The sequence below is a fragment of the Streptomyces siamensis genome, assembly GCF_039543605.1.
GTDB classification, from domain to species: Bacteria; Actinomycetota; Actinomycetes; order Streptomycetales; family Streptomycetaceae; genus Streptomyces; species Streptomyces siamensis.
This window is the reverse complement of the sequence record NZ_BAABKB010000002.1, coordinates 274,891-288,677: the sequence shown is the minus strand read 5'-3', so window position 1 is coordinate 288,677 and position 13,787 is coordinate 274,891. Positions and strand designations below refer to the sequence as shown.

Below are 13,787 nucleotides of genomic sequence, written 5' to 3'. Positions count from 1 at the left end.
AACAATTCAGGGCCGGGGACGACGACGGAGTCACGCTCGGTGACGAGAGAGATGCGCCCGGCCGGGTGAATCCCGGCCGGGCGCAGGAGCCGGACGCGCGAGCGCCGAGGCCTGTGGGGCGGGTCAGCCGTTGGACGGCACCGCCGGGAACGCCTCCTGGGGCGTGCTGGTCGGCACGTACCGCTGGACGGTGGCGCTGCTCGTGGACGTCGTCGGGACCAGGTCCCTGTGGATGACCTTGGCGACGTTCTGGATGGTGGTGACGCCGTAGTTCATGGTGCTGTTGCCGTGGGTGAGCACGGTGATCATGTAGTCGTGGCCGCCGCCGTTGAACGTGCCGACGCTGTGCACCCGCCAGCCGTGCGTGGACCGCGACAGCCAGCCGTTCTTGACGTGCACCGCGACGGACGAGGGCGCCCCGGCCGGCGTGCCCCAGCGCTGGGAGGAGATGACCTGGCCCATGAGCTTGAGGATGTACGCCCGGGAGTTGTCGCTCAGCACCGTGTTCTTGGCGGTGACGAGCTTGAGCAGCTTCTGCTCGTCCGTCACGGTGATCTGGGTCAGGCCCCAATAACCGCCGGTGCCCGGCTTGGTCTGGGTCATGGCCGCCGCCGTGAGGAAGCCCTTGATCTTCGTCATGCCGAGCTGGTTCCACAGGCTCGTGGTCGCGTTGTTGTCCGACTTGGTGATCATGGCCTTGGCGAGGTCGGCCTCGCGCTGCGTGAGATAGCGGTTGTGCTTCTTGGCGTCCCACAGCAGCGTGGCGAGGACGGTCACCTTGACGACGCTGGCGGAGTCGTAGGCCGTGCTCGAACGCAGCGAGCACGTCGTCTTCGTGGTCCGGTCGTAGAGACCGACGGCGACGGTGCCCGAACGGCCCGCGAGCGCGGCGGTGATGTCCCTCTGCAGTTTGGCGGCCAGGCCCGCCTTGGCCGATGTGCAACTGACCTGAGGCGTCGCGGCGGCGGCGGGCGCGGCGGACGCCACGAACGGCACGACCACCGCGGCACCGAGGCTCGCTGCGAGCACACGGGCACCCCGGGATATCCGGTGAGTCATGGAGGCTTCCCATCCCCTTGAACCGATACGAGGGCGCCTGAGGCGCGCTCGCCTCTGTTGACTCACACACCCGGCCGAAAGTTGTACGGACGTTCCCCGCGGGGTGGTTCCTGTCCGGCGCCCGGCCACGTCGCCCGGCGGGCCTCGGGCCACCCTGCCGGGCGGGTCCCCCGTCGCGCTCAAGGACGAGGCCGCCGGCGCGCCAAAGGGCCCTCACAGCAGGCGACTTGCGAGGTTCCGACACACAACGGTCACCTCGCCTTCACCACCTCGTACACATGTCCATGTCACGCTCCGGTTGCCCGCTCAATCAACCCGCGTAGATCGGACGGCCCCCACATGCCCGTGACGCACACGCACCGCTGGAAGACGCCGGCACTGGCCGTTTCGGCCCTGCTCGTCGGCCTCACGCTGCCCGCGGCGACCGCCGGACCGGCGAGCGCGACGACGACCTCGTACGACAGCACGTACTACAAGAACGCCGTCGGCAAGACGGGTGCGAGCCTCAAGTCCTCGCTGCACACCATCATCAGCAGCCAGAGCAAGATCTCGTACGCGGCGGTCTGGGACGCGCTGAAGGTCACCGACCAGGACCCGAACAACAGCAACAACGTGATCCTGCTCTACAGCGGCGTCTCGCGCGCCAAGTCCCTCAACGGCGGCGACACGGGCGACTGGAACCGCGAGCACGTGTGGGCCAAGTCGCACGGCGACTTCGGCGAGGTGACCGGACCCGGCACCGACCTGCACCACCTGCGCCCCGCGGACGTCCAGGTCAACAGCATCCGCGGCAACAAGGACTTCGACAACGGCGGCAGCACGGTCAGCGGCGGGGGCGGCAGCCTCACCGACTCCGACTCCTTCGAGCCGCGCGACGCGGACAAGGGCGACGTGGCCCGCATGATCCTCTACATGGCGGTCCGCTACGACGGGGGCGACGGCTTCGCCGACCTGGAGCCCAACGAGAAGGTCAACAACGGCAGCAACCCGTACATCGGCAAGCTGTCGGTCCTCAAGCAGTGGAACGACGAGGACCCGCCGAGCGCCTTCGAGGAGAAGCGCAACCAGGTCATCTACGACACGTACCAGCACAACCGCAACCCGTTCATCGACCACCCGGAGTGGGTCGACGCGATCTGGTAGCAGCACGACGGCGGCGAACTCCCCTCTCCATGGGGGAGTTCGCCGCCGTTCGGCGTCCGGCGCGGCCGGTCAGCCCAGGTGGGTCGGCGCGAACATCCGCAGGACCGCGGGGAGCAGCACCACCGACGGGCCGGGCGTGGCCAGCGCCTTCGCCAGGTCCTCCTCCAGGGTCTCGGGGCTCGTGCGCACGCCCGGCACCCCGAAGGACTCGGCCAGGGCCACGTAGTCCGGGCGGGACAGTTCCGTCGCGGTCGGCCGGCCGAAGGCGTCCGTCATGTACTCGCGGAGGATGCCGTACCCGCCGTCGTCGACGATGAGCCAGGTGACGTTCAGGTCGTGCTGCCGGGCCGCGGCGAGCTCGGCGATCGAGTAGAGGGCGCCGCCGTCGCCGGAGACCGCGAGGACCGGCCGGGTGGGGTCGGCCACCGCCGCGCCGAGGGCCGCCGGGAAGCCGTAGCCGAGGCCGCCCGCACCCTGCGCGGAGTGCATGGTGTTCGCGCCGCGCGCGTCGAACGCCGACCACGCCCAGTACGCCAGGATCGTCATGTCCCAGAACGACGGGGAGTCGTCCGGCAGCGCCCGGCGCACCGACGCCAGCACCTGCTGCTCCAGGGCGAGTTCCTGGGAGCCGATGCGCTCGGCGACCTTGTCGAGGACCGCGCGCACGCGCTCGGCGGCCGTCGGGTCCGTGCGCTCCCCGACCGTCTCCAGCAGGGCCTGGAGTGCGAGGCGGGCGTCGGCGTGGACACCGAGCGCGGGGTGGTTGGACTCCAGCTTGCCGAGGTCGGCCTCGATCTGGATCACCCGGCCGCGGGGCTTGAACGTGTGGTAGTTCGAGGAGAGTTCGCCGAGGCCCGAGCCCACGACCAGGAGGACGTCCGCGTCCTCCAGGAAGTCGGTGGTGTGGCGGTCCTCCAGCCAGGACTGGAGGGAGAGCGGGTGCTCCCAGGGGAAGGCGCCCTTGCCGCCGAAGGTCGTGACGACGGGGGCCTGGAGCCGCTCCGCCAGCTGGAGCAGCTTGCCCGCGGCGTCCGCACGGACCACTCCCCCGCCCGCGATGATCGCCGGGCGGGCCGCCTTCGACAGCAGGTCGGCCGCCACCGCGGTCAGTTCGGGGCGCGGCGCCAGGTCCTCGGGGGTCGCGTCCACTGCGGTCACCACCGGCAGGTCCGTCCCGGCGAGGAGCACGTCCTGCGGGATCTCCACCCAGACCGGTCCGTGCGGAGCGGTCAGCGCCGACTTCCAGGCCGCCGCGATCGCCGACGGGATCTGCGACTGCGTACGGACCGTGTGGACCGATTTCACGATGCCCCGGAACGACGCCTGCTGGTCGGGGAGTTCGTGCAGATAGCCGTGGCGTCCGCCGCCGAGACCCGCGGTGGGGATCTGGCTGCTGATCGCGAGGACGGGGGCGGAGGCCGCCGCCGCCTCCTGGAGCGCGGCCAGGGAGGTCAGCGCCCCCGGGCCGGTCGACAGCAGCAGCGGCGCGGCCTCGCCGGTGATCCGGCCGTAGGCGTCGGCCGCGAACCCCGCGTTGTTCTCCACGCGCAGGCCGACGTACCGCAGCGAGGAACGGCTCAGCGCGTCGAACATGCCCAGCGCGTGCTGGCCGGGCAGTCCGAAGACGGTGGTCGCCCCGAGACCCGTGAGGGTCTCCACGACCAGGTCTCCGCCGTTGCGGCCGGCGGGCGGGTCGAGCGCGGCCTGCGTCTGTGCCGCCGTCGGACGGAGTACCAGGTCGTGGTCGTGGGTCACTTGTTCCGGGCCTCCGCGATCTGGCGGGACATGATGGTGGTCAGCTCGTACGCCGTGTGGGACGCGGCCACGGCGGTGATCTCCGCGTGGTCGTAGGCCGGCGCGACCTCCACGACGTCGGCGGAGACCAGGTTGCAGGAGGACAGTCCGCGCAGGATCTCCAGCAGCTCTCGGGAGGTCATGCCGCCCGCCTCCGGGGTGCCGGTGCCCGGGGCGTGGGCCGGGTCGAGGCAGTCGATGTCGATGGAGATGTAGAGCGGGCGGTCGCCGATGCGCTGGCGGAGCTGGTCGGCGACCTCGTCCGCGCCGCGGCGGTAGATGTCGGCCGAGGTGACGATGCCGAAGCCCATCTTCTCGTCGTCGGTGAGGTCCTGCTTGCCGTACAGCGGGCCGCGGGTGCCGACGTGGGAGAGCGCCTCGGTGTCGAGGATGCCCTCCTCGACGGCACGGCGGAACGGGGTGCCGTGCGTGTACTCGGCGCCGAAGTACGTGTCCCAGGTGTCGAGGTGCGCGTCGAAGTGGAGCAGCGCGACCGGGCCGTGCTTCTTGGCGACCGAGCGCAGCAGCGGCAGCGCGATGGTGTGGTCGCCGCCCAGGGTCATCATGCGGGCGCCGGTGCCGAGGATCTCGTCCGCGGCGGCCTCGACGGTCTCCACGGCCTCGTTGATGTTGAACGGGTTCGCCGCGATGTCGCCGGCGTCGGCGACCTGCGCGAGGGCGAACGGGGAGGCGTCCTGCGCGGGGTTGTAGGGGCGCAGCAGCCGGGACGCCTCGCGGATCGCGTTGCCGCCGAAGCGGGCGCCCGGCCGGTACGAGACGCCGGAGTCGAACGGCACGCCGACCACGGCGACGTCGGCGGTGCCGACCTCGTCGAGGCGCGGCAGCCGGGCGAAGGTCGCGGGGCCCGCGTACCGCGGGATGCGGGACGAGTCGACGGGACCGCGGGGCGTCTCGTTGCTGCTCATGGTGAAGTGCCTTTCCTCTTACGCGTCATCGCGTATTTACAGCTATGCGCAGTCCTGTACATGTATGCACGGCTATGTACTTCTTTGTACGACTGCGAGGACTCTACTGGTGAGCCGGGACCGGCTCGGACTGGGGTTCGGCGCCCCGGCCGGCCAGGCGCTCCCGCCAGGCGGCGAGGACGGCGGCCTCGGTCGGCTTGGTGGCCAGGGAGACCACCACGTAGGCGAAGAGCGAGGACAGCAGGCCGTAGTAGACGGGCTCGTTGGCGAGGATGCCGTAGCCCGCCATCAGGCCGATGACCGCGAGGCCGCCGACGGCGACGGCCGCCAGTGCGCCGGCCGCGGTCCCGCGCTTCCACAGCAGGCCGCCGAGGATCGGCACGAGCAGGCCGCCGACGAGCAGGTTGTAGGCGACGGTCAGCGCCTCGACGACGTTGTTCAGCGCGATGGCCGTGCAGATCACCGCGACACCCATGATGAGGATGAAGACGCGGTTGCCCTTGACCTCGTCGTGCTCCTCGCCGTCCCGCCGCACGACACCGCGCAGCCGCGACCAGATGTCGTTGTTGGCGACGGTGGCGCAGGCGATGAGGGCACCGGAGGAGGTGGACATGACGGCCGCGAGGGCGGCGGCCAGCACCAGTCCGCGCACACCGACGGGGAGTTCGTCCTTGACGATGGTCGCGAAGGCGGTGTCGGCGCTGGGCAGCTTGGGGTACATCACCTTGGCGGCGGTGCCGATGACGGCGCCGGCCAGGGCGTAGACCAGGCAGTAGGTGCCCGCGACGGTGCCGCCCCACTTGGCCGTCTTGTCGCTGCGCGCCGTGAACACGCGCTGCCAGATGTCCTGCCCGATCAGCATGCCGAAGGTGTAGATGAGCACGTAGGTGAAGATCGTCTCGCCGCCGATGCCCAGCGGGTCGAAGTACTCGGTGGGCAGCTTGGCCTTCATCTCGCTGAAGCCGCCGGCCTTGACCACCGCGATGGGCAGCAGGAGCAACAGCACACCGATGGTCTTCACGACGAACTGCACCATGTCGGTGAGGGTGATCGACCACATGCCGCCGAGCGTCGAGTACGCCACGACGATGGAGCCGCCGAGGACGATGGCGAGCGTGCGGTTCATGTCGAACAGGACGTCGAAGATCGTGGCGTACGCGATGGTCGAGGTGACCGCGAGCATGAGGGTGTACGCCCACATGACGACGCCGGAGATCACGCCGGCCCGGCCGCCGTAGCGCAGGTCGAGCATCTCGGAGACGGTGTAGACCTTCAGCCGGGCGATGCGCGCCGAGAAGAAGATCGACAGGGCGAGCAGGCCGAGCCCGATGGTGAACACCATCCAGGCGCCGGAGAGCCCGTACTGGTAGCCGAGGCCGACGCCGCCGATGGTGGACGCGCCGCCGAGGACGATGGCGGCCATGGTGCCGGAGTACATGGCCGGGCCCAGCCGTCGTCCCGCCACCAGGAACTCACTCTTGGACTTGGCGCGGCGCATGCCCCACCAGCCCATGGCAAGCATGCCGGCCAGGTAGACGACGATCACTGTGTAGTCGACGGCCATGCTGGGCCCTCCTTCGCGCACTCTCGGTGGCGTGTCGTGCAGATGGTTGGGGGACGCGGCCGGGAGCAACGCCCCGGCCGGGAGACCGACAGCGGATCGCGGGGACATACGCCCGTACCCGCGGCTGCCGACGGCACTGACCCTAGGTGGCCGAAAAGCGGCGCTGAAGTGTACGTTTCATCCACTGTTCCTGAACCGGATGGAGGGAACGTCCACCATGCCGGACCCATCTGCCCCTTTCGCACCTCCCACCCCACCCACCACACCGGTGCCGCTGAGCGCGCTGACCGCCCGGGAGGACCTCGGGCTGCGCCAGATCGCCGGACCGGTGGACGAGCACACGCTGATCCACTGGGCGCACACGTCGGAAATGGCGGACCCCTATCCGTACCTGCTCGGCGGCGAGCTGCTGCTGACCGCCGGGGTGCACGTCCCGGAGACGGCGGGCCCGGACGGGGATCCGCCCCGGCCGGGCGGGGCCGGCGGCCTGGAGGAGTACTTCGACGCCTACGTCTCGCGGATCGTGGCGGCGGGCGGGGCGGCACTGGGGTTCGGGCTGGCCCCGGTGCACGACACCGTGCCGCGCGCGCTGGTCGCCGCCTGCGACACCCACGGGCTTCCCCTGCTGGAGGTCCCGCCCCAGACCACCTTCTCCGGGGTGGCGCGCGCCGTCTGGCAGCTGATGGCCCAGGCCCGCATGGCGGAGCTGCGGCGCACCACGGAGGCCCAGCAGAGCCTCGCCGCCGCGGCGGCACGGCCGGACCCGGTGCCCGCCGTACTGCGGCAGCTCGCCCGGCGCGTGAGCGGCTGGGCCGTGCTGTACGGACCGGACGGCGCGGTGCTGGCCACGGCGGGCCGGGCGGCCCCCGCCGCGAAGTCCCCGGCCGCGACTGCGCTCGCGGAGCTCGCCGGCGTCGTGCGGCCCGAAGAGGGCAAGGGCGCCGGCCCCACCTCCGCCGCCGACACCGCGGGCGGTCTGCACCTGTCCGCCTACGCCCTCGGCGCCGGGCGGGGCTTCGTGCTCGGCATCGGCACACCGCACCGGGAGCCGGGGGACCACACCATCGCCTCCGTGGCGGCCGTGCTGCTCTCCCTGCTCACCGGGGAGCACCAGAGCGGCAGCGGCGCGGCGCGCACGGCGGCGCTCGTCCGCATGCTTCTCGGGGCCGCGCCGCAGGACGTGGCCCCGCTGCTCGGCGACGACCGCTGGGTCGTCGTGCACGCGCGGCCCGCCGCCGACGGCCCCGCGCCGGACGCCGTCGCCGCGTCCGCGCTCGGGGCGGCGCTGGGCTCCGCGCTGGTCGACACCGGCGGTGACGTCGTCCGCGTCCTGGTCCCCGGCGACCGCCTGCCCGCCGAGCCGGCGGGCTGGACGTGCGGGGTCAGCGCGCCCGTCGACCCGCAGGAGTGGCCGACCGCCGACACCCAGGCCGCCCGCGCCCTGGCCCGCGCCCGCGCGACGCGCACCGCGCTGGTCCGGCACGGCGAACGTCCGGTGCTGGCCGACCTCGTCCCCCCTGCGGACGCCGAGGCCCACGCCCGCACCCTGCTCGCCCCCGTCGCCGGCACCCCCGCGCTCACCGAGACCCTCCGCACCTGGCTCTCCCTGCACGGCAGTTGGGACCGCACGGCGGTGGCCCTGTCGGTGCACCGCAACACGGTCCGCCAACGCATCGCACGGTGCGCCGCGTTGCTCGGGGCGGACCTCGACGATCCGGATGTGCGGATGGAGTTGTGGTTCGCCCTGCGGCAGGACTGACGCAGCCGGGAGGTTCGTCCCGGCGCGTCCGCGAGGCCGCAGGTCCGCGGGCCGGCACGCGCACATGAGTGCCCGTCGGCCGCCGAGTGACCCGTGTCCCAGCGGTCGGGACGGCCACCCCTGGGACCCGGCGCACCGGCACAATGGGAGGCATGCCGATACCCGGGACCCCCAGCCGCGCCGAGCTCGTCGACCACCTCGTACGGACCCGCATCGCGGGTGACGTCGCCACGCCCCGCGAGAACAACCTCTCCCACTACCGCAAGCTCGCGAACGGCGACCGCAACTTCTGGCTCGGCCTGGAGCTCGGCGACCGCTGGACCGACGAGCAGGACGTCCTCGCGGTGATGGCGGAGCGCTGCGGCGTGAGCGACGACCCGGAGTACCGGTACGGGCAGGACACCATCGACCCCGAGCTGACGGTGGACGCGCTGGAGCGGGCCGCGGCCCGGTTGCGCAAGGCGGCCGACGGCGAGCAGCGGGTGCTGTTCGCGACCGGGCACCCGGGGGGTCTGCTCGACGTGCACCGCGCGACCGCCGCGGCCCTGCGTGGCGCCGGCTGCGAGATCGTCGTCGTCCCGGACGGTCTGCAGACCGACGAAGGCTATGTCTTCCAGTTCGCGGACGTCGCCGTCCTGGAGCACGGCGCCACCCTCTGGCACACCCACTCGGGCGAGCCGATGCGGGCGATCCTCACCGGTCTGGAGCGCGAGGGCCGTCCGCTGCCCGACCTGGTCGTCGCGGACCACGGGTGGGCGGGCTGCGCCGGCCAGCTCGGCCTGGACTCCATCGGGTACGCCGACTGCAACGACCCCGCGCTGTTCCTCGCGGAGGCCGAAGGGACGCTCCAGGTGACGATCCCCCTGGACGACCATGTCAAGAGCCCTCGGTACTACGACCCCATGACGGCCTATCTGCTGGCCGAGGCGGGCCTGGCGTAGCCGGGTCCACGGCCGCCGGGCCGTGAACCGGCGCGATGTGCGACTCCGCTGACGGAGTCGCACATCGTCCTATTCGGTGCGGTCGGGATCAGTGTCCGCCACCGCCGCCACCGCCGCCGCCGTGGCCGCCGCCACCGCCGCCGCCGTGGCCGCCGCCACCGCCGCCGTGACCACCGCCGCCACCGCCGCCGTGGCCACCGCCGCCGTAACCGCCGCCACCGTGGTCGCCGCCGTAGCCGCCACCGTGGTCACCGCCGTAACCGCCGCCGTGGTCACCGCCGTAGCCGTAATCGTCGTCGTCGTAGCCGCCGTAGCCGTAGCCGTTGTCGTCGTCGTCGTTCCAGGAACTGCTGTAACTGGAGTCGTGGTTCGAGCTCGCCGAAGCGGTGCCCGCCGTGCCGATCGCGGCACCACCGGCCATCAGCAGACCGGCAGCCGACATCACGAAGACGCGCCTGGCGCGTTGTGATCGCATGGGAAAGTACCTCTCCATCGTCTCTCGCGGCTCCCAGAAGGACCGACGCGAGGTGGATGGCCGCCGCCGCAGTAGCAGGAAGAACGTGCGGCGCGGTCTATGGGCTTACCGCGGCATTCTGAGGAGCACGGCCCTGCCGCCGACGTCTCCAGAGTCCCCTGCGCCAGGTTGCGCTGGTGACCGCTGTGACCGGGTTTCCGCGGTGACGGAACCTCGTCGGACGGTATGCCGTGCGTCGCGGCATTTCACCCATAAAGACTAATCCCGCACCCGTCACACGTCATCTCGAGAGCAACTCAGGCATCATGCGCCCCGGTCGGCCCGCCGCTGCCGGGGCCCGGCGTGGGGTCGAGGTACACCCGGCTCACCATGGGAAACGCCGCCCGCAGACGCTCTTCGGCCCGCTCGCAGGCCCATTCGACCTGGGCGGCGGTCGACACGTCACGGAAGTCGACCTTGGCCGCGACCAACGCCTCCCGCGGCCCCTGCAGCAGGGTCGTCAGCTCCAGTACGGCCTCCACGTGCTCGACGGCCAGCAGTTCGGCCCTGATCCGCTCCCGCACCGGCCGGGGCAGGGGGCGGCCGATGAGCAGCTCCGCGTTGGAGCGGCCGAGAACCCAGGCCACGTACAGCAGCAGGAGGCCGATGCACAGCGACGCGACGCCGTCCCAGACACCCGAGCCTGTGAGCTGACCGCCCAGCAGGCCGCCCGCGGCGAGCAGCAGACCCACCAGCGCGGCCGAGTCCTCCATGACGACGGCCTTCACGGCGGTGTCGGGTGTGCGCCTGAGGTACCGCTGGAACGGCGCGCCGTGACGCTCGGCCTCGCCCCGCGCCTGCCGCACGCCCGTCCGCAGGGAGAAGGCCTCCAGCACGAAGGCGATGCCGAGCACGATGTAGGAGACGAGCGGGTCGCCGAGTTCCTCGCCCGCGACCAGGGTGTGGATGCCGTCGTACAGGGAGAACACGGCACCGCCCACGAAGGTGGCGACGGCGGCGAGCAGCGCCCAGATGTAGCGCTCCGGACCGTATCCCAGTGGATGGTCCTCGTCGGCCGGTTTCTCGCTGCGCTTCAGCGCCGTCAGCAGGAGCCCCTCGGTGACGGTGTCGGCGACGGAGTGCGCGGCCTCCGACAGCATCGCGCTGGAACCGCTGATGATGCCGGCGACCGCCTTGGCGAGCGCGATGCCGAGATTGGCGACGGCGGCGACGATCACCGTGAAGGTGCTCTCGCCGCCGCCGTCGCCGCGCTGTGCCCCAGCCTCTTCAGCCATGCCTCAGTCTGACCGAGGGATGCGGACCACGCCCTCCTGGATCACCGAGATCGCCAGTCGGCCGTCCTGGGTGTAGATGCGGGCCTGGCCCAGGCCCCGGCCGCCCGACGCGGACGGCGACTCCTGGTCGTACAGCAGCCATTCGTCGGCGCGGAAGGGGCGGTGGAACCACATCGCGTGGTCCAGGGAGGCCCCGACGACGTCACCGACCGCCCAGCCGCCGCGCCCGTGCGCGAGCAGGATGGAGTCGAGGAGCGTCATGTCGGAGACGTAGGTGGCGAGGACGACGTGCAGCAGCGGTTCGTCGATGGCCCCGTCGAGCTTGCCGTTGGTGCGGAACCACACCTGGGAACGCGGCTCGCGGATCTCCCCGACGGTGCCGTACGGCGGTGCGTCGACGTAGCGCAGGTCGACGGACTCGCGCGCCTCCAGCAGGCGCTCGGCGATGACCGGGTCGGCGAACACGTCCGCGTACCGCGGCAGCAGTTCGGCGCCCGTCGGCAGGGTTTCCGGGTCGGGCGCGGACGGCATCGGGGCCTGGTGCTCCATGCCCTCCTCGTACGTCTGGAACGACGCGGAGAGGTGGAAGATCGGCTGGCCGTGCTGGACGGCGACGACACGCCGGGTGGTGAAGGAGCGGCCGTCGCGGATGCGGTCCACCGAGTACACGATGGGCGCGCCGGGGTCGCCCGCACGCAGGAAGTACGCGTGCAGGGAGTGCGCGTGGCGGTCCTCGGGGACCGTGCGCCCGGCGGCGACCAGTGCCTGCGCCGCCACCTGTCCCCCGAAGACCCGGGGGACGACGGCGGAGCGGGACTGGCCGCGGAAGATGTCCTGCTCGATCCGCTCCAGGTCGAGCAGATCGAGCAGGGACTGAAGTGCCTGACTCATGTCGTCAGTTGTACCGTGAACTTTTTTCGCGGGCCTTACAGGCCCATGTCCTTGGCGATGATCGTCTTCATGATCTCGCTGGTGCCGCCGTAGATGCGGTTGACGCGGTTGTCCGCGTACAGGCGGGCGATCGGGTACTCGTTCATGAAGCCGTAGCCACCGTGCAGCTGGAGGCAACGGTCGATGACGCGGTGCGCGACCTCGGTGCAGAACAGCTTGGCGCTGGCGGCCTCGGCCGGGGTCAGCTCGCCCGCGTCGAGGGCCTCCAGGGCGCGGTCGGCGACGGCCTCGGCGGCGTCCACCTCGGCCTGGCAGGCGGCCAGCTCGAACTTGGTGTTCTGGAAGGACGCGACGGTCTTGCCGAAGACGGTGCGGTCCTGGACGTACTCCTTGGCGAACCGGACGGCCGCCTTGGCCTGCGCGTACGCGCCGAAGGCGATGCCCCAGCGCTCGGACGCCAGGTTGTGGCCGAGGTAGTAGAAGCCCTTGTTCTCCTCGCCGAGGAGGTCCTCGACCGGCACCTTGACGTCGACGAACGCGAGCTCGGCGGTGTCGGAGGTCTTCAGGCCGAGCTTGTCGAGCTTGCGGCCCACGGAGTAGCCCTCGGCCTTGGTGTCCACGGCGAAGAGGGATATGCCGAAGCGGCGGTCCTCGGCGGTGGGCGCGGAGGTGCGGGCGCAGACGATCACGCGGTCGGCGTGGACGCCGCCGGTGATGAAGGTCTTGGCGCCGTTGAGGACGTAGTGCGTGCCGTCCTCGGAGAGCTTGGCGGTGGTCTTCATGCCCGCGAGGTCGGAGCCGGTGCCCGGCTCGGTCATCGCGAGGGCCCACATCTCCTCGCCGGAGACGAACTTCGGCAGGAAGCGCTTCTTCTGCTCGTCGGTGGCGAGCATCTTGATGTACGGCAGGCCGAGCAGCACGTGCACGCCGGAGCCGCCGAACTGGACACCGGCGCGGGCGGTCTCCTCGTACATCACGGCTTCGAACTTGTACGAGTCGATGCCGGCGCCGCCGAACTCCTCGTCGACGCGGATGCCGAAGACGCCGAGCTCGGCGAGCTTGTAGTAGAAGTCGCGCGGCGCCTGGCCCGCGGCGAACCACTCGTCGTAGACGGGAACGACCTCGGCCTCGATGAAGGCCCGCAGGGTCTCCCGGAACGCCTCGTGATCCTCGTTGAACACCGTACGGCGCACTGCCGCCACCTCCACCGGATGCATGTCTAAGCGCTTGCTCAGATTTCAGGTTACCGGTGGGTCGCAAGCGCCGTCCAGAGTCATCCCCCCGAGACGCTCGTCACGCCCCGGCGGCCGCGAAGGCGCCGCGGGCCATGCGGTGCAGCAGCTCCGCGGTCCCCGCGCGGCCCGGCAGGGCACCCGGCCGGCCCAGGTGCGGCGTGGAGTTCAGCAGGCCGAAGACCGAGTGCACCGCCGACCGCGCGCTGGGCTCCGGCAGCGCCGGATACACCTCGCGGACGACCTCCACCCACAGTTCGACGTACTGCCGCTGGAGCTGCCGCACGAGCTTGCGGTCGCTGTCCCGGAGGCGGTCCAGCTCCCGGTCGTGCAGGGTGATCAAGGGACGGTCGTCGAGCGCGAAGTCGATGTGCCCCTCGATGAGCGAGTCGAGGACCGCCTCGGCATCCCCGTCCGCCTCCGCCACACGGCGCTTGCCGCCCGTGAGCAGCTGACCGCTGATGCCCACCAGCAGCTCGGCGAGCATCGCGTCCTTGCCGGGGAAGTGGCGGTAGAGACCGGGGCCGCTGATGCCGACGGCCGCTCCTATCTCGTCCACGCCGACGCCGTGGAAGCCCCGCTCGGCGAAGAGCCGGGCGGCCTCCTTGAGGATCTGCTCACGGCGGGTGGGGGCGTCGGTTCTGGTGGCCATGGAACCAATTCTAGACAGGGAGGTTAGCGGTCGTTAACCTGAAGGAAATGCGTTAACGCTCATTAACTGGTCGACCA

At 71.3% G+C, this 13,787-nt stretch carries 12 protein-coding genes; 3 read left to right on the top strand and 9 right to left on the bottom strand.

Translation table 11 applies throughout. The annotated features are described in order from the left end of the window. Positions 1–123: 123 nt before the first annotated feature. Positions 124–1,059, bottom strand: coding sequence for a serine hydrolase (locus tag ABEB03_RS04065; RefSeq protein WP_345641234.1), 936 nt, complete (start codon positions 1,057–1,059; stop codon positions 124–126). 339 nt (positions 1,060–1,398) lie between these two features. Here ABEB03_RS04065 and ABEB03_RS04060 point away from each other — a divergent pair, with 339 nt between their 5' ends. Continuing rightward, entirely contained in the window at positions 1,399–2,202 is an 804-nt protein-coding gene (locus tag ABEB03_RS04060; RefSeq protein WP_345641231.1) for an endonuclease I family protein, read from the top strand. A gap of 69 nt (positions 2,203–2,271) precedes the next feature. On the opposite strand, the gene ABEB03_RS04055 is transcribed toward ABEB03_RS04060, so the two are convergent. The 3 genes from ABEB03_RS04055 to ABEB03_RS04045 all read right to left on the bottom strand — a co-directional run bounded on the left by ABEB03_RS04055 (position 2,272) and on the right by ABEB03_RS04045 (position 6,486). Further along, on the bottom strand, positions 2,272–3,957 hold the full coding sequence (locus tag ABEB03_RS04055) for a thiamine pyrophosphate-binding protein (RefSeq protein WP_345641228.1): 1,686 nt from the start codon (positions 3,955–3,957) through the stop codon (positions 2,272–2,274). Continuing rightward, the gene (gene speB / locus ABEB03_RS04050) at positions 3,954–4,922 is read right to left on the bottom strand and encodes an agmatinase (RefSeq protein WP_028803529.1); all 969 of its coding nucleotides are present in this window, start codon (positions 4,920–4,922) and stop codon (positions 3,954–3,956) included. The genes ABEB03_RS04055 and speB overlap by 4 nt, the downstream gene beginning before the upstream one ends. A gap of 103 nt (positions 4,923–5,025) precedes the next feature. Beyond that, positions 5,026–6,486, bottom strand: coding sequence for a sodium:solute symporter family protein (locus tag ABEB03_RS04045; RefSeq protein WP_345641224.1), 1,461 nt, complete (start codon positions 6,484–6,486; stop codon positions 5,026–5,028). Positions 6,487–6,703: 217 nt separating this feature from the next. On the opposite strand from ABEB03_RS04045, the gene ABEB03_RS04040 reads away from it, so the two are divergent. Then, complete coding sequence (locus tag ABEB03_RS04040) at positions 6,704–8,245, top strand: PucR family transcriptional regulator (protein ID WP_345641221.1); 1,542 nt, start codon at positions 6,704–6,706, stop codon at positions 8,243–8,245. A gap of 152 nt (positions 8,246–8,397) precedes the next feature. Continuing rightward, positions 8,398–9,186 (top strand): phosphatase, encoded by a 789-nt coding sequence (locus ABEB03_RS04035; RefSeq protein WP_345641219.1) that lies wholly within the window; start codon positions 8,398–8,400, stop codon positions 9,184–9,186. An 88-nt stretch (positions 9,187–9,274) separates the two neighbouring features. On the opposite strand, the gene ABEB03_RS04030 is transcribed toward ABEB03_RS04035, so the two are convergent. The 5 genes from ABEB03_RS04030 to ABEB03_RS04010 all read right to left on the bottom strand — a co-directional run bounded on the left by ABEB03_RS04030 (position 9,275) and on the right by ABEB03_RS04010 (position 13,710). Then, on the bottom strand, positions 9,275–9,661 hold the full coding sequence (locus ABEB03_RS04030; RefSeq protein WP_345641217.1) for a hypothetical protein: 387 nt from the start codon (positions 9,659–9,661) through the stop codon (positions 9,275–9,277). Between the two features lie 296 nt (positions 9,662–9,957). Next, entirely contained in the window at positions 9,958–10,935 is a 978-nt protein-coding gene (locus ABEB03_RS04025; protein WP_345641215.1) for a cation diffusion facilitator family transporter, read from the bottom strand. A gap of 3 nt (positions 10,936–10,938) precedes the next feature. Continuing rightward, positions 10,939–11,826: an acyl-CoA thioesterase gene (locus tag ABEB03_RS04020; RefSeq protein WP_345641212.1), complete on the bottom strand. Its 888-nt coding sequence runs from the start codon at positions 11,824–11,826 to the stop codon at positions 10,939–10,941. Between the two features lie 35 nt (positions 11,827–11,861). Further along, positions 11,862–13,019 carry an acyl-CoA dehydrogenase family protein gene (locus ABEB03_RS04015; protein WP_028803523.1) on the bottom strand — a complete coding sequence of 386 codons (1,158 nt, stop codon included), beginning with the start codon at positions 13,017–13,019 and terminating at the stop codon, positions 11,862–11,864. Positions 13,020–13,119: 100 nt separating this feature from the next. Then, positions 13,120–13,710: an SACE_7040 family transcriptional regulator gene (locus tag ABEB03_RS04010; RefSeq protein ID WP_345641208.1), complete on the bottom strand. Its 591-nt coding sequence runs from the start codon at positions 13,708–13,710 to the stop codon at positions 13,120–13,122. Positions 13,711–13,787 lie beyond the last annotated feature (77 nt).

What these genes read in the sequence shown, in the direction of transcription:
- ABEB03_RS04065 (WP_345641234.1), bottom strand. Translation starts at nt 1,059, where the DNA reads ATGACTCACCGGATATCCCGGGGTGCCCGTGTGCTCGCAGCGAGCCTC.
- ABEB03_RS04060 (WP_345641231.1), top strand. Translation starts at nt 1,399, where the DNA reads ATGCCCGTGACGCACACGCACCGCTGGAAGACGCCGGCACTGGCCGTT.
- speB (WP_028803529.1), bottom strand. Translation starts at nt 4,922, where the DNA reads ATGAGCAGCAACGAGACGCCCCGCGGTCCCGTCGACTCGTCCCGCATC.
- ABEB03_RS04045 (WP_345641224.1), bottom strand. Translation starts at nt 6,486, where the DNA reads ATGGCCGTCGACTACACAGTGATCGTCGTCTACCTGGCCGGCATGCTT.
- ABEB03_RS04040 (WP_345641221.1), top strand. Translation starts at nt 6,704, where the DNA reads ATGCCGGACCCATCTGCCCCTTTCGCACCTCCCACCCCACCCACCACA.
- ABEB03_RS04035 (WP_345641219.1), top strand. Translation starts at nt 8,398, where the DNA reads ATGCCGATACCCGGGACCCCCAGCCGCGCCGAGCTCGTCGACCACCTC.
- ABEB03_RS04030 (WP_345641217.1), bottom strand. Translation starts at nt 9,661, where the DNA reads ATGCGATCACAACGCGCCAGGCGCGTCTTCGTGATGTCGGCTGCCGGT.
- ABEB03_RS04025 (WP_345641215.1), bottom strand. Translation starts at nt 10,935, where the DNA reads ATGGCTGAAGAGGCTGGGGCACAGCGCGGCGACGGCGGCGGCGAGAGC.
- ABEB03_RS04020 (WP_345641212.1), bottom strand. Translation starts at nt 11,826, where the DNA reads ATGAGTCAGGCACTTCAGTCCCTGCTCGATCTGCTCGACCTGGAGCGG.
- ABEB03_RS04010 (WP_345641208.1), bottom strand. Translation starts at nt 13,710, where the DNA reads ATGGCCACCAGAACCGACGCCCCCACCCGCCGTGAGCAGATCCTCAAG.